Source organism: Xanthomonas sp. WHRI 6108 (assembly GCF_040202385.2).
GTDB classification, from domain to species: Bacteria; Pseudomonadota; Gammaproteobacteria; order Xanthomonadales; family Xanthomonadaceae; genus Xanthomonas; species Xanthomonas arboricola.
This window is the reverse complement of record NZ_CP168198.1, coordinates 762,305-785,931: the sequence shown is the minus strand read 5'-3', so window position 1 is coordinate 785,931 and position 23,627 is coordinate 762,305. Positions and strand designations below refer to the sequence as shown.

Here is a 23,627-nt window from a genome sequence, read left to right as displayed (position 1 = left end):
CTTTCGACATGGGTGAGTGCCTGTCAGCGTCGGCTGCAGAACGTGCCTGCTCAGTAGCCGTGCACCGGGCGGTGCGCCTTGACCGCCATCACCAGGCCCAGCCCGGCCAACAGCGACACCGCCGAGGTACCGCCGTAACTCATCAGCGGCATCGGCACGCCCACCACCGGCAGCAGGCCGGAAATCATGCCGCCGTTGACCAGCACGTAGACGAAGAAGGCCAGGCCGGTGGCACCGGCGACCAGGCGCGAATAGGTGTCGCGCGCCTGCGCGGCGATCCACAGGCAGCGCGCGATCACGATCAGGTACAGGCTGAGCACGGTCGCCACGCCGATCCAGCCGAACTCCTCGCTGAGCACCGAGAACGCAAAGTCGGTGGTCTGTTCGGGAATGAAGTTCAGATGCGACTGCGAGCCCAGCCCCCACCCTTTGCCGTCGAAACCGCCCGAGCCAATCGCGATCTTGGACTGGATGATGTTCCAGCCGGCGCCCAGCGCATCGTTTTCCGGGTTGAGGAACATCATGATGCGGTCCTTCTGGTACGGCCGCAGCAGCCAGAACCAGGCCACCGGCGCGGCCGCCGAGACGCCGCCCACGCCCACCGCCACCCACCACCACGGCAGGCCGGCCAGCAGCAGCACGAACACACCGCTGGCGGCGATCAGCACGCCGGTGCCGAAGTCCGGCTGCAGCATGATCAGTGCGGTCGGCACGCCGATGATCACGCCGGTCACCAGCACGGTGGAGATGCGCGGCGGCAACGGCATGCGGTGCAGATACCAGGCGGCCATCATCGGCAGGCTGATCTTGAGCAGTTCGGCCGGCTGCAGGTAGAACAGTTTCAGGTCCAGCCACTGGCGTCCGTACTTGCCGGTGCCCAGCGCGAACACCGCCAGCAGCGGCAGCATCGACAGGCCGTACACCCACGGCGTCCAGGCGCGCAGGCGCAGCACCGACATGCGCGAAATGCCCCACATCGCAGCCAGGCCGATGACGAAGCGCACGGCTTGCGCCATCACCAGATGATCGCCGTTGGCGGCGCCGCCCGCGCTCTTGAGCACCGACAGGCCGATCACCATCAGCGCACCCAGCGCCAGGCACAGCACCCAGTCCAGGCTGCGCGTGAAACGCGCAACCATGTCAACCAGCCAGCGCAGGATGTCACTCAATGGTCGGTCTCCTGGACCGCATCGGGCACATCCGGCACCACCGGCTGCGCCGGCGTGTTGGGGTCCAACGCCACCGCAGTCTGGCCGATCACCACCGGCAGCTCGTCCAGCGTGGCCGCGGCCGTATCGCCGGCCTGGCGCGCATCGGTGGCGCCGGCTTCGAACTGGTTGACGCCCACCGCGGTCATGCCGAGCTCGCTGTCCAGCGGCTCCAGGCCGGCGGGCAGCTTGCCGAGCAGCCAGGCGTCGAAGATCTTGCGTGCGATCGGCGCTGCCGAGCTGGTACCGAAACCACCGCCCTCCACCGCCACCGCCACCGCGATGACCGGGTTGTCGGCCGGCGCGAAGCCGACGAACAGGCCACGGTGGCGCAGGTGCAGCGGCAGGCTGCGTGGGTCCACCGCGGCCACGCCCTTGCGGCTGACCACCTGCGCGGTGCCGGTCTTGCCGGCCATCTGATACGGCGCGCCCGGCGTGATCGCATAGCCGGTGCCGCCCGGGCGCATGGTGTCCATCATGCCCTCGCGCACTACCTGCAGGTGCGCCGCGCTCGGGCTGATCGGCTTGCCCGGCGGCTGGATCATCGGCTGCCAGGGGTGATCGAAGCCGGTGCGCTGCTCCAGCACCAGGTGCGGGCGCAGCAGCAGCCCGCTGGCGATCGCCGACACCCCGCGCACCAGTTGCAGCGGAGTCACCTTCCAGTCGCCCTGGCCGATGGCGATGTTGACGGTGTCGCCGGGATACCAGCGCTCCTTGCGGGTTTTGTACTTGTAGGCCGGCGACGGCAGGATGCCGCCGATCTCGCCGAGCAGGTCCACCCCGGTCGGCTGGCCGAAGCCGTACTCGCCCAGGTAGTGGTCGAAGCGCTCGATGCCCATGTCCACCGCCAGCCGGTAGTAATAGGTATTGACCGACTGGGCGATGGACTTGCGCAGATCGGTCCAGCCATGGCCGCCGCGGTGCGAGTCGCCCCAGCCGCGGCTGACCCCGGGCAGGTAGAACATGCCGGTGGACAGCACCCGGTCTTCCGGCCGGCGCAGGCCGCTGTCCAGGCCGGCCAGCGCGATCAGCGGCTTGAGCGTGGAGCCCGGCGCCACGCCACCCAGCACCAGCCGGTTGAACTGCGGCCGCGACGGGTTATCGTTGAGCATGCGGAAATCGGTATGCGAGATGCCGTTGACGAACAGGTTGGGGTCGTAGCTGGGCAGGCTGACCATGCCCAGGATCTCGCCGGTGCGCGGGTCCATCGCGATCGCCGCGCCTTCGTGCTCGCCGAACGCGGCCACCATCGCGCGCTGCAGGTCGGCATCCACCGACAGCCGCAGGTCCGCGCCCGACTGCGGCGCGACCCGGCCGACGGTGCGGATCGCCCGCCCCTGCACGTTGGTTTCGACCTGCTCGTAACCGACCTGGCCGCGCAGGTCCTGCTCGTAGTAGCGCTCCAGCCCGGACTTGCCCATGTGGGTGAGCGCGGCATTGCCCTCGCCCAGCACCGCCAGGTCCTTCTCGTCGATACGGCCGACGTAGCCGATGATGTGCGCGAACAGCGGCCCGTACGGGTAGCGCCGGGTCAGGTAGGGTTCCAGCTCCACCCCGGGGAAGCGCCAGCGCTCCACCGCAAAGCGCGCCATTTCCTCATCGCTCATGCGCAGCTTGAGGGTGACCGGCAGGAAGCTGCGGCGCGCGCGCCGCTCGCGGTTGAAGCGCTCCAGATCCTCCGGCGCGATCGGGATCACCTTGCCCAGCGCGGCCAGCATGGCGTCCATGTCGGCGACCTTGTCCGGGGTCACGTCCAGGCGGAAGGCCGGCACGTTCTCGGCCAGCAGCCGGCCGGTGCGGTCGTAGATCATGCCGCGCCCGGGCACCACCGGCTTGGGCTTGATGCGGTTGGCTTCCGAGCGCGTGGCATAGACCTCGTGGTCGAGCACCTGCAGCTTGAAATACCAGCCGCCCAGCCCGACCAGGCAGATCAGCACCATCACGAAGCCCAGCACCGCACGCCGGCGGAACTGCTCGGCCTCCGCGTGCGGGTTCTTGGGATGACGGCGCCCGTGCATGGCTTACTTCTTGCTCCGCTTGCCCAGCCGCACCGCATCCAGCAACACGAACAGCGGCGGCCACAGCGCCATGCCCAGCAGCGGCGCCCACCAGTAGCTCCACGGCAGGGTCGGCTCGCCCACCGCCAGATGCACGGCCGAGGAGACGATGCGGTCGTTGAGCAGCAGCCCGCCGATCGCCAGCGCCTGCTGCGAGACCGGGAAGAAGCGCATCCGCGCGCGAAAGCGCTGCAGGATGAAGGTCATGATCACCAGCCGCAGCGCCTGCTCGCCGAGCAGCCCGCCATACAGCAGGTCGGCCAGCACGCCGGCCACGAAGGCGATGCCCAGCCCGACCCGATCCGGCTCCTCGATCACCCAGTACGCCAGCACCAGCGCCAGCCAGTACGGACGCAGCGGCTGCACCACTACCGGCAGCGGCAGCAGGCCCAGCACCAGCGCGATGACGATGCTCGCCGGCAGGATCCAGGTGTTGCGCATGCGGGTCATTGGTCCGTCTCCTGCGGAGCGGGACGGGATTGGGGAGTGGGGATTGGGGATTGGCTGGAAGCAGCGCCCTGTGGCAGGGACGAACGGGAATCGGGATTCGGGCCGTTGGATGCGGTCGATGCGGGACGCCGGGCGGACGTGCTGGCCGGGCGGCCGGACGCTGGCGCACTGGACGGCTGCGCGCCGGGCGCGGCAGGTGTCGCTGCGGACCGTGCAGGCGCCGAGGTACCGGCGCCCGATGCCGCGGCGGCCGTCGGGCGCGCGGTATCAGTCGCTGCGTTGGAAACACTGAACGCAGGCGTGCGCGGTGTTGCAGTCACCGGCGCGCCGGCCGCCGCCGCGACGCCGTTGCTGTTGCTGTTGCTGTTACCAATCCCAACTCCCGAATCCCCAATCCCGGCCCCAGGCACCACCCGCAACGGCTTGCCCGCGCGCAGCAGCAGCACATCGCGGCCGCGATCGAGCTTGGCGGCCGGGGTCAGTTCGCCGACCAGGAAGGCGTGGGTGTCGTCCGGATGCAGTTCGGAGACCTTGCCGACCGGGAAACCGGCCGGGAAGCGGCCACCGAGGCCAGAGGTGACGATTTCGTCGCCCACCTGCACGCCGGCGCTGAGCGGGATGTCGCGCAGTTCCAGCCGGTCGCCGCGGCCGTAGACGATCAGGCGCACGCCGTTGCGCGCCACGCTGACCGGCACCGCATGGTCGGGGTCGGTCAGCAGCAGCACGGTCGAATGCAGCGGGGTCACTTCGATCACCTGGCCCATCAGCCCGCCGGCATCGATCACCGCCTGGCCCAGCAGCACGCCATCACGGCTGCCGGCGTCCAGCAGCAGGCGTTGCCGGGTCGGGTCCAGGTCGATATCCAGGATCGGCGCCAGCTGCACGTCCAGCCCGCGGCGCTCGGCCACGTTGAGCAGCTCGCGCAGCTGCGCATTGTCCAGCGCGGCGGTCTGTAGCCGGGTCAGCCGCGCGTTTGCCACCAGCAGCTGATTGCGCAGGGTACGGGTTTCTTCCACCAGCTGCGCATGGGTGGCGGCGTTGTCGCGTACCTGCGAGCCGATCCGCCCCGGCAACCCGGCCACCGCCCAGATCGGCTGGATCAGCAGGTTGGCCTGCAGACGCACCTGGCTCAGCCAGCCCCCCCGGCTATCGAGCGCGATCAGCACGATCGCCAGCACCAGATAGACCAGCAGCCGCAGCGTGGAGGTGACTTCGCCCGGACGGGAGGCGACGGGAGGACCGGCGTAGGAGGGCACTGTCAGGGCCGGGATTGGAGATTCGGAATTGGGGATTCGGGGAGCGGTTGGCTGCCCCCGATACGGATGCGGCTAAAACGTGAACTCGCGGAACTGCGGAGCAGTCCTACCGGGCCGTAGGCAGGAACCGCTTTTGCGAATCCCGAATGCCGACTCCCCAATCCCGAACGCTTCACTCCGGCGCGAAGAACTCGTTGCCGTGCATGTCCACCAGCTCCAGCGCGCGACCGCCGCCGCGGGCCACGCAGGTGAGCGGGTCGTCGGCGACCTGTACGTGCAGGCCAGTTTCTTCGGAGATCAGGCGGTCCAGGTCGCGCAGCAGTGCGCCGCCGCCGGTAAGCACGATGCCGCGCTCGGCCACGTCGGCACACAGTTCCGGCGGGGTCTGTTCCAGCGCCAGCTTGACCGCCGAGACGATGCCCGACAGCGGCTCGTGCAATGCCTCGAGCACTTCGTTGGAGTTGATCTTGATCATCTTCGGCACGCCTTCGGCAAGATTGCGGCCGGAGATTTCCATCTCCTGCACCTCGTCCTGCGGGTAGGCGCAGCCGATCTGCAGCTTGATGCGCTCGGCGGTGGCTTCGCCGATCAGCATGCCGTGGTTGCGGCGCACGTAGTTGGTGATCGACTCGTCGAAGCGGTCGCCGCCCACGCGCACCGACTGCGAGTAGACGATGCCGTTGAGCGAGATGACCGCCACTTCGGTGGTGCCGCCGCCGATGTCGATGACCATCGAACCGCGCGCCTCGGTCACCGGCATGCCGGCACCGATCGCCGCGGCCATGGGTTCCTCGATCAGATACACATCGCGCGCACCGGCTTCTTCCGCCGATTCCTTGATGGCGCGGCGCTCGACCTGGGTGGAACCGGCCGGCACGCATACCAGCACGCGCGGGCTCGGGCGCAGGAAGCGCGACTTGTGCACCTTCTTGATGAAGTGCTTCAGCATTGCCTCGGTGTAGGTGAAGTCGGCGATGACGCCGTCCTTCATCGGGCGGATCGTGGTGATGTGACCCGGGGTGCGGCCGAGCATCTGCTTGGCCTCGGCGCCGACGGCGGCCACCGAGCGCGTGCCGCCGATTGCGCGGTCCTGACGCACCGCCACCACCGAAGGTTCGTTCAGTACGATGCCCTGCCCGCGTACGTAGATCAGCGTATTGGCCGTGCCCAGGTCGATGGACAGGTCGTTGGAGAACATGCCGCGGAGTTTCTTGAACATCGAGGGAGTTGTTCCTGGGTAAGTCGCGTGCCCGCCGCCAGACTGGCGAAATTTTGGGCAGAAAACGAAGTCCACTAGCCTAGCAATCCCCCCCGGTGCGGGCAAGGAAAAATCGGCCGTTGCGGCGTCGTTTTCATGTGCCGGTCACGCCGGGCATGGCATGCGGTTGTGGCCCTGATCGGTCGCAGCCGTTACCCTTTGCGCCGCGGCGCGCGCGCCGTCCCGCTGCCATGCCCGGCAACTGGCGGGTATTTCCCAACGCAAAGGCCTGACTCGATGTCCGCACTGATCTGTGGTTCCCTCGCCTACGACACCATCATGGTGTTTCCGGACCAGTTCAAGAACCACATCCTGCCGGACAAGGTGCACATCCTGAATGTGTCGTTCCTGGTCCCGCGCATGCGCCGCGAGTTCGGCGGTTGCGCCGGCAATATCGCCTACAACCTGCATTTGCTCGGCGGCGCGCCGATCCCGATGGGCACCGTGGGCCAGGACTTCGGCCCGTATCGCGAGCATTTCGAAACGCTGGGGATCGACCTGTCGCGGGTGAAGATCATCGACGATCTGTTCACCCCGCAGGCCTTCATCACCACCGACCACGACAACAACCAGATCACCGCCTTCCATCCGGGCGCGATGATGCGCAGCTACGAGAACCACGTGAAGGATGTGCCGGGCGTGACCCTGGGCCTGGTCGGCCCGGATGGGCGCGAGGGCATGATCCAGAATGCGGAAGAGTTCGCTGCCGCCGGCATTCCCTTCATCTTCGATCCCGGCCAGGCGATGCCCTTGTTCAATGGCCCGGAACTGCGCCAGTTCATCGAGCAGGCCCAGTACGTGGTGGTCAACGACTACGAATCCAACCTGCTGCAGGAACGCACCGGCTGGGACGAGAAGGACATCGTCTCGCGCGTGCAGGCCTACATCACCACGCAGGGCCCCAAGGGCGCGCTGGTGCATACGCCGGAAAAGACCTACGACATCCCGCCGGCGCACGAGCGCCGCGTGGTCGACCCGACCGGCTGCGGTGACGCCTTCCGCGCCGGCCTGATCTACGGCATCCAGGGCGGTTACGACTGGCTGACGATCGGGCGGATGGGCAACCTGATGGGCGCGCTGAAGGTGGAGCACCCGGGCACGCAGAACCAGCGGTTCGACTTTGCCGAGTTCAACGACCAGTTCAAGCAGCAGTTCGGCTACGCGCTCTGACGCGCACCGCCGCTGATCAGCGCTTGCCCTTCTCCTCTCGGGAGAAGGTGCCCCGCAGGGGCGGATGAGGGGACGGGCGAAGCCCCGTGCAAGTTGAACAGCTTCGGGCTTCGCACCGCCCCCTCACCGCAACCCCGCTCCCGCAGGAAAGGGGCGCGTCGGCACCGCAATTGCTGCAATGCAGTTTGAGCATCAGCCCGATCTGTGCCTCTACTGACGTTTCGCGCCCACTGAGGAACGCTGGCCCATGTCCGAGCCAAGCGTTGTCGCCGCCACGTCCATCGCCCTGCCGGAGATCGAGCCGGATGCGCTCCGGCAGATCCGCCGGTTGCGCGACATCGCGCCGCTTGCCGCACCACTGTCGCGCTCGTGGCGGCGCTGCCTGGACGATTACGCGTTGTTGCCCGAGGCAGCCCCAGAGCCGCTGGTGCACGATGCGCTGCACGTGCGCGAGCGCCAGCAACGTCTGGGCGATGTGCTGCGCATTGCCAAGGTGGAGATGGAAAACCTCTACGAGCAGATCGCCGGCAGCGGCTACGCCGTGATCTTTGCCGATGCCGAGGCGACCGTGCTGCACAGCGTGCACGACCCGACCCTGCTGCGCGAATTCCGCCAGGCCGGTCTGTTCTGCGGCGCCAGCTGGGCCGAGTGTCACCAGGGCACCAACGGCCTGGGCACCTGCGCCGCCGAGCGCACCGCAGTCAGCGTGCACCGCGGCGAACATTACCTGACCCGCCATCTGCCGCTGTCGTGCAGCGGCGCGCCGATCCTGGACCCGCATGGCGGGCTGCTGGCGGTGCTGGATGCGTCCACCCCCAACGCGCAGGACGGCAAGCAGATCCAGCGCCACACCGTGGCCCTGGTGAGCATGTCGGCGGCGCAGATCTCGCGCTCGCATTTCCTCAACCAGTTCGGCCATGCCTTCATCCTGCGCTTCCATAGCCGGCCCGAGTTCGCCGGCCTGCTGCACGAGGCACTGATCGCGATCGATACCGATGGCCGCGTGCTGGCAGTCAACGAGGCGGTGCTGGAGCAACTGGGCAAGATCGATCGCAGCCAGCTGGTGGGCCGCAACATCGCACAGGTGATGCAGCTGGATTTCGACACCCTCGAGCACCGCGCCGGCAGCGATGCCGGCACCTTGTGGTCGATCCGCTGCGCCTGCCATGGGCGGCGGTTCTACGCACTGGTGCGCCCGCCGCGCGCGCGCGCTGCGCTGCCGGCGGTGGGTGGGCCGGCGCAGCTGGCACCGGATACCGAGCTGCAACCCGGTGAGCATGTCGGCTCGGATTCGCGCATGCGCCACAACCTGGCCAATGCCTTGAAGCTGGCTGCGCATCGGGTGTCGATTCTGCTGTGCGGCGACACCGGCACCGGCAAGGAGGAATTCGCCAAGGCGGTGCACCGCGGCTCGCCATGGGCCGGCGGCGCGTTCGTGGCGATCAACTGCGCGGCGATTCCCGAGGCATTGATCGAGAGCGAATTGTTCGGGTATGCGCGCGGCGCGTTCACCGATGCCGCGCGCGAAGGCCGCCATGGCAAATTGCTGCAGGCCAGCGGCGGCACCCTGTTTCTGGATGAAATCGGCGACATGCCGCTGCCCTTGCAGAGCCGCCTGCTACGCGTGCTGGAAGAACAATGCGTCACCCCGCTGGGCAGCGAACGCGCGGTACCGCTGGAGCTGCACGTGATCAGCGCCAGCCATCGCGATCTGGCGCAGCGAGTGGCGGCCGGCGAGTTTCGCGAGGATTTGTATTACCGGCTCAATGGCGTGGTGCTGCACCTGCCACCGCTGCGCGAGCGCAGCGACAAGGCCGAGCTGATCCGCACCCTGCTGCGCGAGGAAACCAGCGAGCACAGCGTGCGCATCAGCGAGGAAGCGATGCACAAGCTGCTGAGCTACGCATGGCCGGGCAACCTGCGCCAACTGCGCAATGTGCTGCGCACGGCGGCGGTATTGTGCAGCGACGGAGTGATCCGCCTGCCGAATCTGCCGCAGGAAATCGTCGATGCCGGCAGCGCACCGTGCCTGGTCGATGGCGGCGCGGTGGCCGCCGACGACATGCCCGGCCGCGTCGCACTCGACCAGGCCGAACGCCTGGTGTTGCAGCAACAACTCGAACGCCACCGCTGGAATGTCAGCCGCACCGCCGATGCCCTGGGCATCAGTCGCAATACGCTGTATCGCAAGCTGCGCAAGCATGGCCTGGATACCGGGTGATTGAGGGGCGGGGATTGGGGATTCGGAATTGGGGAATTGAGGGGCAGGGATTCGGGATTCGGAATTGGGGATTCGTCAGAGCCAAGGCGGGGTCTTGGCGCTGGTATTTGGAGCGATTTATCAAGGGCACTTCTTGACCACTAGGCGGGTACCGCTGTTGCTTGAGGTGGCATGCACCCCGTGTTGATGCCGCGATTGTGGAGCGGATGATTTGGAGCTTGGTTGCAGGGCCCTTGACCGCCCACCATCGCAGGACACGCTGCAAGTACGTCCCTGTAGGCTGTTACGCTGCATCCATGCCGCGCAAGGTCCCGCGACGGTGGGCGGGCAAGGGCCAGTCGAGATGGTTGGTATGCATGGTTTTAAACAAGGCAACCAATCAACTGTCTGGTGCGGTGTCCTCACCGCTTGCGGAACCGTGTGGCGGCATGGATGCCGCCACCGAGCCCCCAGGGATGGGTTTACGGCGTGTCCCGCGAGCGGTGAGGGCACCGCGCCCTCGGCTAGCGCAGCTCGGCACCATCCAGATAACGCTGCGGGCGACTGGCGATTGCACCTTGCGCCTTGCGAATCCCTAATCTCCAATCCCGAATCCCCAGCCTCATAACGCCCAACGCAACCCGATCAGATACTGCCGCGGCACACCCGGCGCGAGAAACCGCGCCGGGCCGGTTTCCACCGGCGCATCCTGCGGGCGCGCTAGTGCTCCGTCCGGAAACACGTCTTCGGCCACTGCTGCATAGGTCGCATAGCGGCGGTTGAAGACGTTGTCGATGCGGGCGAACAGCGACAGCCGCGCGCCGAGTTGCCAACGCGCCTGCAGATCCACCAGCGCGTAGCCGGCGGTGCCGATGTCGATGCGCTCGGGTGCGGGCTCGTCGTCGTCGGCATTGTCGACCTGGCCATCCTCGTTGCCGCTGGCCACGCGCCCGGACACCGCACGCACCCCGGCGCCCAGGGTCAGCGCATCGCGCTGCCATTCCACGCCGAGCTTGAGGTTGTGGCGCGGCAATGCGGCGATGCGCAGGCCTGGACGCAAGGCGATCACGCGCTCGCCGGACAGCAGCTCGCCATCGCTGCGGTAGGTCGCATCCAGGAAGCTGTAGCCGGCCGACCATTGCCAGTCGCCGCTGCGCAAACGCAGCGCCAGATCCGCGCCTTGGTAGCGGGTGCGGCCGACGTTGTCGAAGTAACCCAGCTGGGTGTCCGGTGCACGCAGGAACAGGATGTCGTCGCGATTGTCGGCGCGGTACACCGACAGGCTGGCGTTGCTGTTGGCCGACGGCGCCCAGCGCGCGCCGAGCTCGTACGTGCGCGAGACGATCTGCTCCAGACGCGGGTCGGCCTGCAGGCCGGTCGGCAACCGACACGGCTGGGTGGGATCGGCGCAACCCAATTCGATCGCGGTCGGTGCGCGGCTGTTTTGCGCGACCGAACCGTACAGCGTCAGCCCCGAATCGAGCCGATGGGTCAGACCCAGGGACGGATTGGCCTTGGCATAGACGAAGCGCTCGCGTGGGCGGTCGCCGTCGTCGGCGGTGGAAAGGATGTTGTCCACCACCACGCGATTCCAGCGCACTGCAGCGCTGAGATGGGTGGCAGCGTCCAGCGCCCAGGTGTCGGCGACGAATACGCCCAGCGTCTTTGTGCTGCCGCGCACGCCGGAAAAGAACGCACGCTCGGCATCCGGATCGGCAGCGACCGAGCGGTCCGGTTGCACCCAGCCGTCGCGCGCGAATTGCTGATAGCGCACATGGCCACGATCGAAGGTGACGCCGGTGCTGAGCGCATGCGCACCCCACTGACTGCTCAGGTTGACTGCCAGGCCTTGCGCCTCCTGGCGCATCTGGGTGGTGTTGAGCGCGCCGGTGGGCAATGCATCGGCATCGGCGCGCGCGACATCGCAATCGGCATCCAGCGCGCTGCCGTCGGCGGCGTAGCCGGAGGCGCATTCTTCGACGAATTCTTCGTAGTCCTCGCCGATATCGCCATTGACGGTGTCGCGGCGGCCCACGCGCGCGTAGGCCAGTGCATGCAATGCGGTGTCCGCATCAAAGCGATGGTCCAGTTGCGCGGTGAACAGCGTATTGCGATTGCGGGTGAGATCGGGCGAGGTGTACACCGCGCGGCGGTCGGCACGATACAGGCCGGGCTCGGGGCCATCGTCGGTGTAGCGCGTATCCGGCAGCAGGCCATTGCCGATCAGGCGGCTGCGCCCGTGCAGCACCGACAGGCTCCAGTCGGTCTGCTCGCCCTGCTTGCCGACCTTGCCGAACACGGTTCCTAGACGGCCCTCGGAGGCATCGCGCCAGCCGTTCTCGTTGAAACCGGTGACCGCGACGAAGCCATGCCAACCGTCCTGACTGGCGAGCCCGTAACTGGCATCCAGCCGCTTGCGCGCACCGCTGCCGATGCTCAGCTCGCCCTGCACTCCCGGCGAGGTGAGGCCGGATGCAGTGGACAGCACCACCGCGCCACCGAGCGTGTTCGGCCCGAACAAGGGATTGGAGCCGGGCATCAGGGTGACTGCGTTGATTGCCGACTCGGGCAGCATGTCCCAGCTGACGATGTCGGCGAACGGTTCGTTGAAACGCACGCCATCCAGATACACCGACACGCCTTGCGAGGCGCCGGGCAAGGCGGAGGCGCGAAACCCGTGGAAGGTGAGATCGTTCTGGAACGCGCTGCCCTGCACATCGTTGCCATCCACGCCGACGAAGCGCCGCTGCAACAGATCGCCGAGGTTGTTGCTGCGCGCGCGCGACAGCTCGCTGTTGGTGGCCGATTGCACCATGTACGGCAGTTGCGCCGCATCGATGGTGGTGCCGGGAATCGGCGTGGCGGTGACCTCGATGCGGTCCAGCCAGGTCACCTGCGGCGCCTCGGCCGCCACTGCCAGCGCGCTGCTTGCGAGCAAGGCGCTGGCGCAGGCGCCTGCCAGTGCGTGATGGTGCAACCTTGCCGTGCTGCGTGTGCCTGCTGCCATCTGCGTCTCCTCAATAGAGCACGATCGATTTGATGCCGCGCGCCGCACGCAAGTCCGCCAGCGCCTGATTGATGTCGTCCAGCGCCAGCGTGCGGGTGATCAGCGGTGCCAGCCGGATGTCGCCGTGCAGATAGCGCGCGACATAGCCGGGCAATTCGCTGCGCCCTTTCACTCCGCCGAAGGCGCTGCCGCGCCACACCCGCCCGGTCACCAGTTGAAACGGGCGCGTGCTGATTTCCTGCGCGTCGTCGGCCACGCCGAGGATGACGCTCTCGCCCCAGCCCTTGTGGCAGCACTCCAGCGCCGCGCGCATCGCGCCGACATCGCCCACGCATTCGAAGCTGTGGTCGGCGCCGCCATCGGTGAGGTCCACGATCACCTGCTGGATTGGTGCGCCGTAGTCGCGCGGATCCAGGCAATCGGTGGCGCCCAACGCGCGCGCCAGCGCGAACTTGGCCGGGTCGATATCCACCGCGATGATGCGCCCGGCCTGCGCCAGCACCGCGCCCTGCACCACCGACAAGCCGATGCCGCCCAGGCCGAACACCGCCATGCAGTCGCCGGGCCGCACATGCGTGCTGTTGAGCACCGCACCGACGCCGGTGGTGACCGTGCAGCCGAGCAGGCAGACCTGATCCAGCGCTGCCTCCGGCTGGATCCGCGCGACCGCGATCTCCGGCACCACGGTGTATTCGGAAAACGTGCTGATGCCCATGTGGTGCAGGATCGGCCGGCCGTGCAGCGAGAACCGGCTGCTGCCATCGGGCATCAGCCCGCGCTCCTGGCTGCTGCGGATCGCCTGGCACAGGTTGGTGCGGCCGGAGCGGCAGAACTTGCACACGCCGCATTCGGGCATGTACAGCGGGATGACGTGATCGCCGGGCTGCACGCTGGTGACGCCGATACCGACCGCCTCGACGATGCCCGCGCCTTCCTGCCCCAGGATCACCGGGAAGCTGCCCGCCTGCGCATGCGCCAATGCATGCGCATCGCCATGGCAGATCCCGGTGGCGACCAGGCGCACCAGCACCTCGCCGGGCCGCGGCGGCTGCAGGTCCACCTCTTCGATGGTCAGCGGCTGGTGCGGACCCCATGCCACCGCAGCGCGTGTCTTCATCCGGCCTCCCTGGCGCGCTGCGGCATGCCCGCCGCTCAGCGCGCGATGACCACGCCCCACGGCAGTTCGCCGACGGGGATCTGTTTGATCTCGCGCAACGCGACGGTGTCGATCACGCTCACCGTGTTCGAGCGCCCGTTGGCGACATACAGCTTGTCGCCGGCCGGGGTCAGCGCCGGATTCCACGGCCGCAGCCCCACCGCGATTTCGGCGAGACTGCGCGCAGTGTTGGTATCGATCACGCTGAGCGTGCCGGCACCGCCGTTGGACGCATACAGCCGCGTGCCGTCGGCCGACAACGCCACGCCCGCCGTGCGCACGCCGGCCGGCAGGCTGGCGCGGCGTTGGCGCGCCTGCAGGTCGATCACGTCGACCACGTTGGCGGTTTCCTGCGCGATGTAGACGCTGTGCCCGTCGGGCGCGAACGCCATGCCGCGCGGATGGCCGCTGGTGGCGACCACGCCACGCGAGCGACCGGTGGCCAGCTCGATCATGTCCATGTCGTTGGAGCCCTCGTTGCTGGTGAGCAGCCACTGCCCGTCCGGCGTGTAGGCGCAGTGCTCGGGCGCCTGCCCGCGCGTGGCGATCACCTGTTGCACGCTGAACTGCGCCGTATCGATCAACATCACCTGGTTCTGGCCTTCCACGCACACCGCAAACTGCTTGCCGTCCGGCGACAGCGCAATGCCTTCGGCGTTCTCGCCGATCGCCACGCTGCGCAGCACCGCGTCCTTGTCGGTATCGAGTTCGATCAGGCGGTGATGTTCGGCATCGATCAGGTACAGATGCCCCTGCGGGCCCGGCAATACCTGCTGCAGGCGCTTGCCCAGTTGCCCCTGCGCACTGAGCGTACGCACCACCGTGTCGGTGTGCGTATCGATCACCGACACCGTGCCGCTGCGCTGGTTGGGCACATAGGCAAATACCGGCGGCGTTGCGGGCACCGGTGCCGCGGCCTTCGTTGCAGGCAACGCAGCCGTCGGCGCCGCGTTGGACGCCGACGGCTCCGCATCGCGCCGGCAACCGGCCAAGGCCAGCAGCGCGCCCAGCGCAGTTGCCGCAAGCAGGCACCGCCAACCGGTCGCCGCTGGCCTCATTGCGCCTTGCCCGCGGTCTTGTTGATCGAATGGATGAAGGCGAGCAGTTTTTCGGTGTCGCCCGGCTTGAGCACCGGCGCGAACGGCGGCATCTGCCCGACCACCTTTTCATGCCCGACCCGCGTCTTGCCGTGGGTGATCATCGCGGCGGTGCCTTCGCTGATCAGCGTACGCAAGGTGTCGTCGTCGCTGCCATACACCCAGATGTCGTTGGTCAACGGCGGGCACATGCCGCCGCCACCGGTGCCGCCATGGCAGGCATTGCAGCCGGCGGAGAAATAGATCTTCTTGCCCTCGGCGATCAGCTCGGACGTGACCTTGACCTCCGGCCCCTTCGGGATCGGCACCACGGTGGCCGGCGCTGCGGGCGGCGTGGCCGGATCCGGCGCAGGCCCGGCGGCCGGGTTGGGCACCGCGGCGCTCGCCGCCGCAGGCGCAGGCGCGGCAGTGCCGGTGGCCGGCGCCGGCGGGCTGGCAGCCGGTGCGGTGGCCGCCTCAGGCGCGGGCGCGGGCGGCGGTGCGTCCTTGCCGCAGGCCGCCAGCACGACGCTGAGCATCACCGCGCACAGCGGTGCGCGCATGGAATGATCGAAACAACCCACGGTGGACTTGCGCATGAACGAACCTTTCTGATCGGAGGGAGCACCGCGCACCCCGTGCGCGCGGCGGGTGACACGGTCATTGCCGGGAGGGGCGCCTGGCCTCGGTAAGCAGCGTGGCCAGCGCGTTATCGCCGCGTGCCTGCGCTAATGCAGCGGCGGTCTTGCCGTCGCGATTGCGTGCGGCAGGGTCGGCGCCGGCCGCCAGCAGGCGCTTGGCCGCCGCGTCGCGCCCGGCCGCGGCGGCCAGCATCAATGCGGTGACGCCGGCCTGGTTGGCGTGGCCGACGTCGGCACCGCCGGCCAGTACCGCATCGAGCATCGCCGGGTCGTCGCGCGCCACCGCGAACATCACCGGCGTGAAGCCGGTGGCATTGGCACGCCGTACATCCGCGCCCGCCTTGAGCAAGGCCTGCACCACGCCGACATCGGCGTAGGACACCGCCAGGTCCAGCGCGCTCCAGCCATCGCTGGAGACGGTGTCCACCGGCGCGCGCTTGCCGAGCAACCTGGTCACGCTGCCGGCATCGTTGGCCCAGGCCGCCTTCATCAAGGCGGTCCAGCCGCTGCCATCGCGCGCATCCAGGCGTGCGCCGGCATCGAGCAGCAAGCCGACCAGATCCGGTTCCTGGTTGCGGATGGCCTGATGCAACGGCGGCTCGCCGAGCAGGTTGGGACGGTTGGCATCGGCGCCATGCCGCAACAGCCACGCCGCACGCACCGCGTCGCCGGCATCCAGCGCATGCGCCAGTTCCTGGTTCGGGTCGGCACCGTCGGCGATGCGCAGTTGCAGCTGCGCCAGCTCCTGCGAGGACGCGGCCGGGCTTGGCGCCTTGGATACTGGCGTCGGCGTGGCATACGGCCCGTGCGCGGCCAGATCGCCGGCTACCACGCAGTCGCCACAGCGCACCAGTGGCACGTGATAGCTGCGCAGGATCTCGGCGATCTTTGCTGAACTCTGTTGCATGGCCGTGTTCAAGGCATCGCGCAGGTCCGCGTTCTTGCGCGACACCGCCCACGCCATCGAATACTCCAGCACCGCATCGTCGATGGTATTGAGTGGCACCATGCCCAGGCCGCTGCGTTGCGCGTAATAACCGGCCACCGGCCCCCAGGATTCGGCCGCATCCAGTTCATTGGCAGCGACGCGTTCGACCAGCTTGCCGGGATGTTCCTCCGGCGCCGTGGCCGAGTCGTAGAACAGGTATTGCACCTGGCCGCTGATGCCGTGCTCGTACAGGGCCTGGCGTGCGGGCGAGCTCTGGAACACGCCCAGCCGCAGTGTTTTCAGCGCCGGATCGTCCAGCGATGTCGGCACCAGATCCAGGCCCTTGCGCGTCACCAGCACATAGGCCGAGCGATACAGCGGGCGCGTGGTCAGGCCCTGCTCGAAATCGCTGTTGAGGTCCATCAACACATCGCAGCGGCCGGCAGTGATCGTGCTGCGTGCCAGCCCGCGTTGGTAATAGGTGCGCCACTCGTATTCCAGGCGCCGGCCCATGGCATCGGCCACGACCTGCGCGATCTTGTTCTGGAAGCCCTCGCCGGCCTTGTTGGACAGCGGCATGTTGCCCGGGTCGGCGCAGACCCGCAGCACACGCGGATCGGGCGTTGGCGGTGGAGTATTTGTCGCGACCGGTGCCACAGTGGAGGCAGCCGCCGTGGCGGGCGCCGCAGCGGAAGCAGAAGCGCGAGCCGCCGGTGAGGACGGCTCGCGGGTGCAGCCTGCGGCGACGAGTCCGAGGCTGCAAAGCACCAGCAGCCGACACAGCTGCCGGTGCATGCCACGCGCACCGGCAGCGAACTGCCGGTGCGCGCGTCCAACGCCTTGCGTGGAACTCATCGTGCGGTCTTCGCTGCGGTGTTGGCGGTGCCGCCGCCTGCAGCCGCCGTGGCGGTTGCACTGGCGGTCACGGTCTTGCCGGCACCATCGATCCGGAAGCTGTGCACCATGCCGCCGAGTGGGATCTTGTCGAAGCCGGCACCAAATGCCAGACCGGCTGCGCCCAGCGCGCCATACGGATCGGACGGATCCAGACCTGCGGCCACCGGCAGGCCGATCCAGCCACCGATGCCGGAGAACACCGCCACGTACTGGTGCCCATTGGCCTTGTAGGCGATCGGGTTGCCGATGATGCCAGAGGGCAGTTTCATCTCCCACAGCTTCTTGCCGGTGTCCTTGTCCACCGCACGGAACCAGCCATCCAGCGTGCCGTAGAACACCAGCCCGCCGTCGGTGACCAGGGTGCCGCTCCACACCGGGAACTTCTCCTTGATCTCCCACTTGGACTTGCCTTCCACCACATCGAACGCCTTGACGATGCCCAGCGCACCCGGCTCGTTGGGCTTCATCATCACGTTGGCGAACACGTATGGCAGGCCCATCATGGTGTTGCCGCGTTCCTGCGGCTCCAGCTCCATATGCCAATTGTTGGTGCCGCAGAAGAACACCGCCGCATTGGCCGGATCCACCGAGCACGGCTGCTGGTCCTTGCCACCCATCGCCGAGGGGAAGGCCTGCACCTTCTTGCCGCGTTCAAGCGGCGAATGCGCGGCCACCTTGACCGGGCGACCGGTCTTCATGTCGATGCGTTCGGCCCAGTTGGCCGGCACGAACTTGTGCGCGCGCAGCAAGGTGCCGTCGCGGCGATCGAGCACATAGGCAAAGCCGTTGCGATCGAACTGCACCACCGATGGCACCTGCTTGCCGTCGATGCTCAGGTCCACCAGGATCGGCTCGTTGATGCCGTCGTAATCCCACTGATCGAACGGCGTCTTCTGGTAGCCCCACACCGCTTCGCCGGTATCGATCTTGCGCGCGAACAGGGTCATCGACCACTTGTTGTCATGCTCGCCGTTGTTGCATTCCTCCTGCGAGGTCTTGCCGCAGCGATACGACGGGCTCCACAGGCCGGGATTGCCGGTGCCGTAGTAGAGCAGCTTCAACTTCGGGTCGTAGCTGTACCAGCCCCAGGCCGCACCGCCACCACGCTTCCATTCGTCGTTGGGAAAGGTCTTGACGCCCAGGTCGCCGAGCTGGCCATGCTGCGGGTTGGCCTTGTTGAAATCCGCACCCAGGCAGATCGATTTGTCGGTACCGGCCGCATCGCAGGACCAGGCCTGCTTGCCATCGGCCAGGTTGTAGGCAGCGACACGCCCAAGCACGCCGAACTCGTTGCCGCTGATACCGGCCACCACCTTGCCGTCGGCGATGATCGGCGCCATGGTGATGGTTTCGCCCTTGTCCGGGTGCGCAAGTTTCTGCTTCCACACTTCCTTGCCGGTCTTGGCATCGAGTGCGATCACATCGCCGCTCAGGCTGCCGAACACCAGCTTGCCATCGGCATAGGAGGCGCCACGGTTGACCGTATCGCAGCACGCCACCGCCACCGAGCGTTCGTCCTGCTGCGGGGTGTACTTCCACAACACCTTGCCGCCGTCGTCCTGCGCTGCCAGGTCGATGGCGAATACGTTGTTCGGATACGCGCTGACCATGTACATGACGCTGCCGATCACCAGCGGCTGACCTTCGTGGCCGCGCGTGGCATCGGTCTTCATTTCCCACGACATCTTCAGGTTCTTGACGTTGTCGCGATTGATCTCGGCCAGCGGACTGTGCCGGGTGAGCGCGAAGTCGCGCCCGATGCCGCCCCAGTTATCCGGGTTGCTGGCATTGGTGCTGAACTCGCTGTCGGTATCGACCACGGCGGCGGCCGCCGGCGCGGCGGGTTTGGCGGCCGGTGCGGGCGTTGTCGTCGTTTCCGTGGCGGCGTCTTTCTTGCAGCCGGCCAACGCGGCGCTCAGCGCAAGCATGAGCAGCACACTGCTGCGCAGGCTGCGACAGGAAGATTGATGCATATGCGTCTACCCCTCTCGATTGAACAACCAGTCGGTTGAAACATCCCGCAGCGCAGGCGTTGCACCCGCCAGTTGCACCGCGGACGTCGGAAACGTCGAGAGGGAAAGAGCAAACGCCATGCCAGCGCACTGGTGCGACGCACCATGTTGGAGCAGCAAGGTTTGATGTGATGGCAGTCGCTTGCGCAAAGCGCACTGTCACGGTTCTGGCACAGTTTGCGCCGGGCGTGCTGTGACATGGATGGTGCAGCGGGGGTGGGACTGCCTGTCGGTCAGTGCTGCGCACCTTGCACGCTTGAGGCGACATAGCTTGCTGTGGCTTGCGCAAGGCAACACCTCACCGAAGGCCAGCTACGTCGTCGAACGGGGTGCTGCCGCGTTTCCCTTCTCCCATCGGGAGAAGGTGCCCGAAGGGCGGATGAGGGTACGGCGCAGACAGCCGTGTGCTGTCCGGCTTGCTGATGACGCATTGCAGGATTCAGCAGCGTCCACGCCCCTTCGAGCGCATGTCACTTCCAATGCGATGACGGTGTCCTGATCGTCATCCAGCGACACGCGGCCAGCCACGCATCGCACTCCATGCTTCGCGCGCCTGGCCTACTCGCCAAAGCTCACGCTAGCGGTTCCACTGCGCCAGCAACTGCGTGCAATCCTGCAATCGCCAGTCGGCAAGGCCGGGCCATGGATCGCCGGGCGTGTTGACCAGCACGGTGCAGGCACCGACTGCACGGCCGCAAGCCAGGTCGTTTTGGTGATCGCCGACCATGACCAGTGCTGTGCCCTCCACCGCCCAGCGTTGCGCAAAATACTGCAAGCCATCGGGTGCGGGTTTGGGGGCGGCCTCATCGCGGCCGACGATGTCGTCCCAGGCGAATGCATCCTGCAGGCCGATCGCCTGCAATGTCACCTGAGCCAATGCGCGCGCATTGCGGGTGAGCATGCCGAGCCGGCATCCGGCTGTCTGCAACGCACGCACCAGGGCCACTGCACCGGGTGCGGGCTGTGCGGCCTGTGCGAGTTCACGCTCGTGCTCAAGCAACCAGGCGTGTTTGGCTGTGGCCTGCTCGGCCGGCAGTGATGCCAGGTGGTGCAGGATGTCCGCCTCGGGCGGGATCTCCAACGCGCGTCGGATCAACGCGAAATCATGCACCGCTTCGGTCAGCGTGCCGTCCATGTCGAACACCCAATGGCGGTAGCCGGACAACGCGGGCGAGATCTGTGTGATGGCCATGGCGTCCATACGTGAGGAGACTCCAGAGATGGTTGAGGCAACGCCGCAAGCCGTCAGGGAACGCACATCGCGCACTCACCCGAATGGACCGGCACCTCATGCCGATGCCGTACGCCGACTGCGCAGCTGGTGCCGTGCAAGGGCGGTGCGCCTACTTCCAGCCCGGCATCTGGGTGGTGTCCAGGCCACCCACGTCGAACTCTGCCGTGCGCGTGCCGCCGGCTTTCACCGGGAACGCGATGCTGATGCGCTTGGCATTGCGCACCAGCTTCCACAGCGCCTTGTCGTCGTCGATGAACATCGCGATCGCTTCATCGGTGTCGGGGCGGTGCGCGGCCATCGGGCGTGCTGCGCCACCATCGGCCGAGACCTGCACCTTGCAGCCGCCATAGCAGTTGAAGTCGCCGGCCTTGAGCACGAGATAGCTGTGACGCTTCCATTGCGGGTGATCACGGAACACCAGGCTCACCGGCTTGGGGCCGCTGCCGTCGACATCCACGCGGCTCTTGGCATCGATCATCGCCGAGCGCTGCGTGCCGCCCTTGGCCGGCACCTGCGAGTACTGCCACAACGCCTGCATGCGGCGCAGTTCGCGCGCCTGGTCGCCCTTGGCCTTGATGTCGGCATAGCCGGGTTCGATGCGTGTGGCCGCCGCGGTACCGGCGTAGCCTTCCAGCAGTGCGGCGCCATGCGCACGCGCCATGTCCCAGTTACCGGCCTTCACCGCCTCGTCGTATTGCTTGGCGAGTGCATCGGCCTGTTGTTGCTTGGCCTGCGCCTGCGCGCTTGCCTGCGCCTGACGCTGCGCCTCGCGGTCGGTACAGCCACTCACTGCAGCGACGCACAAGGCCGCGCTCAGCAGATACTTCATCGTCGACTCCGGAAGGCATGAAAGGCAGCGGCAACGATACCAGCCTGCTCGCGACAGCCGCGATCAAACGGCCACACAGCGTAGGAGCGCACCCGGGCGCGATGGAGCATTCCCGGTAACGCCACGTCGCGCCCGGGTGCGCTCCTACGACCACGATTGCCAGGCACGATGCTAGAAACGACACGGTGCTGCCGGCACGATGCAGCAATGAAAGCGGCGGGAGGGCGTCGGCAACGCCCTCCCCTGCCATTACGGCTGCGGCTGCGGCTGCGCCGGCGGTGCCGCCTTGGCCTTGGCGATCATCTCGGCCACCGATGCGGTGGTGATCGGGTGGTAGCTGGGCTTGGCCTTTTCGAAGGCCTGCTCGGCGAAGGCGATGCCGTCCGGGGTCTTCAACAATTCGGCGTAGATCGGCAGCACCAGCTTGCGGCGGCCGACGCGTTCGATGAACTCGCCTGCAGCGGGGCGCGCATCGGTGTAGCCGCTGCGGATCGCCAGCGGATACCAGCGCATGGCGATTTCGCCGTTCGGGGTGCCGGTGAAGTGGTAGGTCTCATCCAGCTGCTTGAGCTGCTCGGGCTTGAGCGTGGCGCCCATACCGCTGAGGAAGTGCACCCATTCCTGCGTGCCCCATTCGCCGGTGACCTGCTTGCTCGGCAGCGTGCCGCTGCCGCTCCAGGCGATGCGTGCGGTGTCCACGATCGAGAAGCTGCGCGAGCGTGCCTTGGCGGCGAAGGCCGGGATGCCCGGCTGCTTCAGCCACGCATCCACCTCGGCCGCGCTGACCGTGTTGGGATGCTTGTCCAGCAGGTTCTTGTTGAGGTAATCGACGAACTGGTCGGTGGTGGCGCTCTGGAACGCATGATCGTCGAACCAGCCGCGCAGGAACGGGTCGAACACCTCGCGGCCGAAGCGCTGCTCCAGGAACTGCAGGAACCACGCGCCCTTGACGTAGGCCACCTGGCTCAGGGCTTCGTCGGGGTCGCGCTCGGCCAGCGGCGGCAGCGCCAGCGCCTGGTCGGCCGGCGCCATGTCCTTCACTTCGGCCAGCAGGTCGCCCTGGTCGATCTCGCGCTCCATCTCGGCCATCTCCACGCCATACAGCGCCTCGGTGATGCGGGCCTGCACGTAGGTGGTGAAGCCTTCGTTGAGCCAGATGTCCTTCCAGCTGGCATTGGTCACCAGGTTGCCGGACCAGCTATGCGCCAGTTCGTGCGCGACCAGCGAGACCAGCGACTTGTCGCCGACGATCACGGTGGGCGTGGCGAAGGTCAGGCGCGGATTCTCCATGCCGCCGAACGGGAACGACGGCGGCAGCACCAGCATGTCGTAACGGCCCCAGCGATACGGGCCATAGAGTTTTTCGGCCGCACCGATCATCTTTTCGGTGTCTTCGAATTCCTTGGCGGCCTTGTCGGCCATGGCCGGCTCGGCCCACACGCCCGAGCGCGCGGAAATCGGCTTGAACACCACATCGCCGGCGGCGATCGCCAGCAGATAGGACGGAATCGGCTCGGGCATCTTGAAGCTGTAGTCGCCGTCGCGCGCGGCCTTGGGGTCGTTGTCGGCGCTCATCAGCACCATCACGTCCGGGCGCGAGGTCACGTGCGCGCTATAGGTGAAGCGCACGCTTGGGGTGTCCTGCAACGGCACCCAGCTACGCGCGTGGATCGCCTGCGACTGGCTGAACATGAAAGGCAACTGCTTGCCTTCGGTCATCGACGGCTCCAGCCACTGCAGGCCGGAGGCGGTCGGTGCGGTGTGATAGGTGATCACGACCTTGGCCGGCTGATTCGGCGCCTCGATGGTGAGCTTGCTGCCGAAGGTCTTGTCGGCCGGCGCCAGCGCGAACTGCAGCGGCGCCAGCGTGCCCTTGCCGTCGTCGGCCTGCACCTGCGCAATGCTCAGTTCGCGCGTGTCCAGCACCAGCTGCTTGGCGGCCTTGTCCTTCCATTCCAGCGTGTAGGTGGCGGTGCCGCCGATCTGCTTGGCGTCGAAATCCAGCTTCAGGTCCAGCGCCAGATCCTTGATCACCACCAGCTGCGGCTGGGCGTAGGAGCTTTCGTCGTGGTTGCGGGCGTCTGCTTTCACGGGGGCCTTGGCAGTGGTGGCCGGCGCAGCGGTGCTGGCGGCCGGCGGCGTGGACTCGTTGGAACAGCCGGCCAGCGCAATGGACACGGCCAGGGACAGCGACAGGAACGGGAAGCGCATCGACGGCACCGCAGCAAGGGAATTGGGCATTTTAACG

Annotated in this window: 16 protein-coding genes; 2 read left to right on the top strand and 14 right to left on the bottom strand. The window is 67.4% G+C overall.

The window, feature by feature from the left end; translation table 11 throughout:
* Window positions 1-50: 50 nt before the first annotated feature.
* The 5 genes from rodA to ABQ039_RS03310 all read right to left on the bottom strand — a co-directional run bounded on the left by rodA (window position 51) and on the right by ABQ039_RS03310 (window position 6,190).
* Window positions 51-1,169 carry a rod shape-determining protein RodA gene (rodA, locus tag ABQ039_RS03330; protein WP_054591925.1) on the bottom strand — a complete coding sequence of 373 codons (1,119 nt, stop codon included), beginning with the start codon at window positions 1,167-1,169 and terminating at the stop codon, window positions 51-53.
* Complete coding sequence (mrdA, locus tag ABQ039_RS03325; protein WP_349778158.1) at window positions 1,166-3,226, bottom strand: penicillin-binding protein 2; 2,061 nt, start codon at window positions 3,224-3,226, stop codon at window positions 1,166-1,168. Before mrdA ends, rodA begins: the two co-directional genes overlap by 4 nt.
* A gap of 3 nt (window positions 3,227-3,229) precedes the next feature.
* Complete coding sequence (mreD, locus tag ABQ039_RS03320; protein WP_016900812.1) at window positions 3,230-3,715, bottom strand: rod shape-determining protein MreD; 486 nt, start codon at window positions 3,713-3,715, stop codon at window positions 3,230-3,232.
* Window positions 3,712-4,971, bottom strand: a complete 1,260-nt coding sequence (mreC, locus tag ABQ039_RS03315; RefSeq protein WP_349778157.1) for a rod shape-determining protein MreC — start codon at window positions 4,969-4,971, stop codon at window positions 3,712-3,714. The genes mreD and mreC overlap by 4 nt, the downstream gene beginning before the upstream one ends.
* Window positions 4,972-5,143: 172 nt before the next feature.
* On the bottom strand, window positions 5,144-6,190 hold the full coding sequence (locus tag ABQ039_RS03310; RefSeq protein ID WP_003482734.1) for a rod shape-determining protein: 1,047 nt from the start codon (window positions 6,188-6,190) through the stop codon (window positions 5,144-5,146).
* A 276-nt stretch (window positions 6,191-6,466) separates the two neighbouring features.
* Here ABQ039_RS03310 and ABQ039_RS03305 point away from each other — a divergent pair, with 276 nt between their 5' ends.
* Together ABQ039_RS03305 and ABQ039_RS03300 are read left to right on the top strand one after the other, a co-directional pair.
* Window positions 6,467-7,399 (top strand): carbohydrate kinase family protein, encoded by a 933-nt coding sequence (locus ABQ039_RS03305; RefSeq protein WP_003482735.1) that lies wholly within the window; start codon window positions 6,467-6,469, stop codon window positions 7,397-7,399.
* Window positions 7,400-7,646: 247 nt separating this feature from the next.
* Entirely contained in the window at window positions 7,647-9,620 is a 1,974-nt protein-coding gene (locus ABQ039_RS03300; RefSeq protein ID WP_065032118.1) for a sigma-54-dependent Fis family transcriptional regulator, read from the top strand.
* 601 nt (window positions 9,621-10,221) lie between these two features.
* Here the strand turns inward: ABQ039_RS03300 and ABQ039_RS03295 are convergent.
* The 9 genes from ABQ039_RS03295 to ABQ039_RS03255 form a co-directional block, all read right to left on the bottom strand.
* A complete protein-coding gene (locus ABQ039_RS03295) occupies window positions 10,222-12,606 on the bottom strand; it encodes a TonB-dependent receptor domain-containing protein (protein WP_349778156.1) in 2,385 nt (794 codons plus the stop codon).
* A gap of 10 nt (window positions 12,607-12,616) precedes the next feature.
* Entirely contained in the window at window positions 12,617-13,723 is a 1,107-nt protein-coding gene (locus ABQ039_RS03290; protein WP_349778155.1) for an S-(hydroxymethyl)glutathione dehydrogenase/class III alcohol dehydrogenase, read from the bottom strand.
* A gap of 35 nt (window positions 13,724-13,758) precedes the next feature.
* Complete coding sequence (locus tag ABQ039_RS03285; RefSeq protein ID WP_349778154.1) at window positions 13,759-14,820, bottom strand: beta-propeller fold lactonase family protein; 1,062 nt, start codon at window positions 14,818-14,820, stop codon at window positions 13,759-13,761.
* Complete coding sequence (locus ABQ039_RS03280; RefSeq protein ID WP_349778153.1) at window positions 14,817-15,473, bottom strand: c-type cytochrome; 657 nt, start codon at window positions 15,471-15,473, stop codon at window positions 14,817-14,819. The genes ABQ039_RS03285 and ABQ039_RS03280 overlap by 4 nt, the downstream gene beginning before the upstream one ends.
* Window positions 15,474-15,498: 25 nt before the next feature.
* Window positions 15,499-17,262 carry a quinoprotein dehydrogenase-associated putative ABC transporter substrate-binding protein gene (locus tag ABQ039_RS03275; RefSeq protein ID WP_349778152.1) on the bottom strand — a complete coding sequence of 588 codons (1,764 nt, stop codon included), beginning with the start codon at window positions 17,260-17,262 and terminating at the stop codon, window positions 15,499-15,501.
* The gene (locus ABQ039_RS03270) at window positions 17,259-19,277 is read right to left on the bottom strand and encodes a methanol/ethanol family PQQ-dependent dehydrogenase (protein ID WP_349778151.1); all 2,019 of its coding nucleotides are present in this window, start codon (window positions 19,275-19,277) and stop codon (window positions 17,259-17,261) included. The genes ABQ039_RS03275 and ABQ039_RS03270 overlap by 4 nt, the downstream gene beginning before the upstream one ends.
* A 616-nt stretch (window positions 19,278-19,893) precedes the next feature.
* A complete protein-coding gene (locus ABQ039_RS03265; protein ID WP_349778150.1) occupies window positions 19,894-20,517 on the bottom strand; it encodes an HAD family hydrolase in 624 nt (207 codons plus the stop codon).
* Between the two features lie 142 nt (window positions 20,518-20,659).
* Complete coding sequence (locus ABQ039_RS03260) at window positions 20,660-21,379, bottom strand: hypothetical protein (RefSeq protein ID WP_102580431.1); 720 nt, start codon at window positions 21,377-21,379, stop codon at window positions 20,660-20,662.
* 249 nt (window positions 21,380-21,628) lie between these two features.
* Complete coding sequence (locus ABQ039_RS03255) at window positions 21,629-23,590, bottom strand: M1 family metallopeptidase (RefSeq protein WP_181097828.1); 1,962 nt, start codon at window positions 23,588-23,590, stop codon at window positions 21,629-21,631.
* Window positions 23,591-23,627 lie beyond the last annotated feature (37 nt).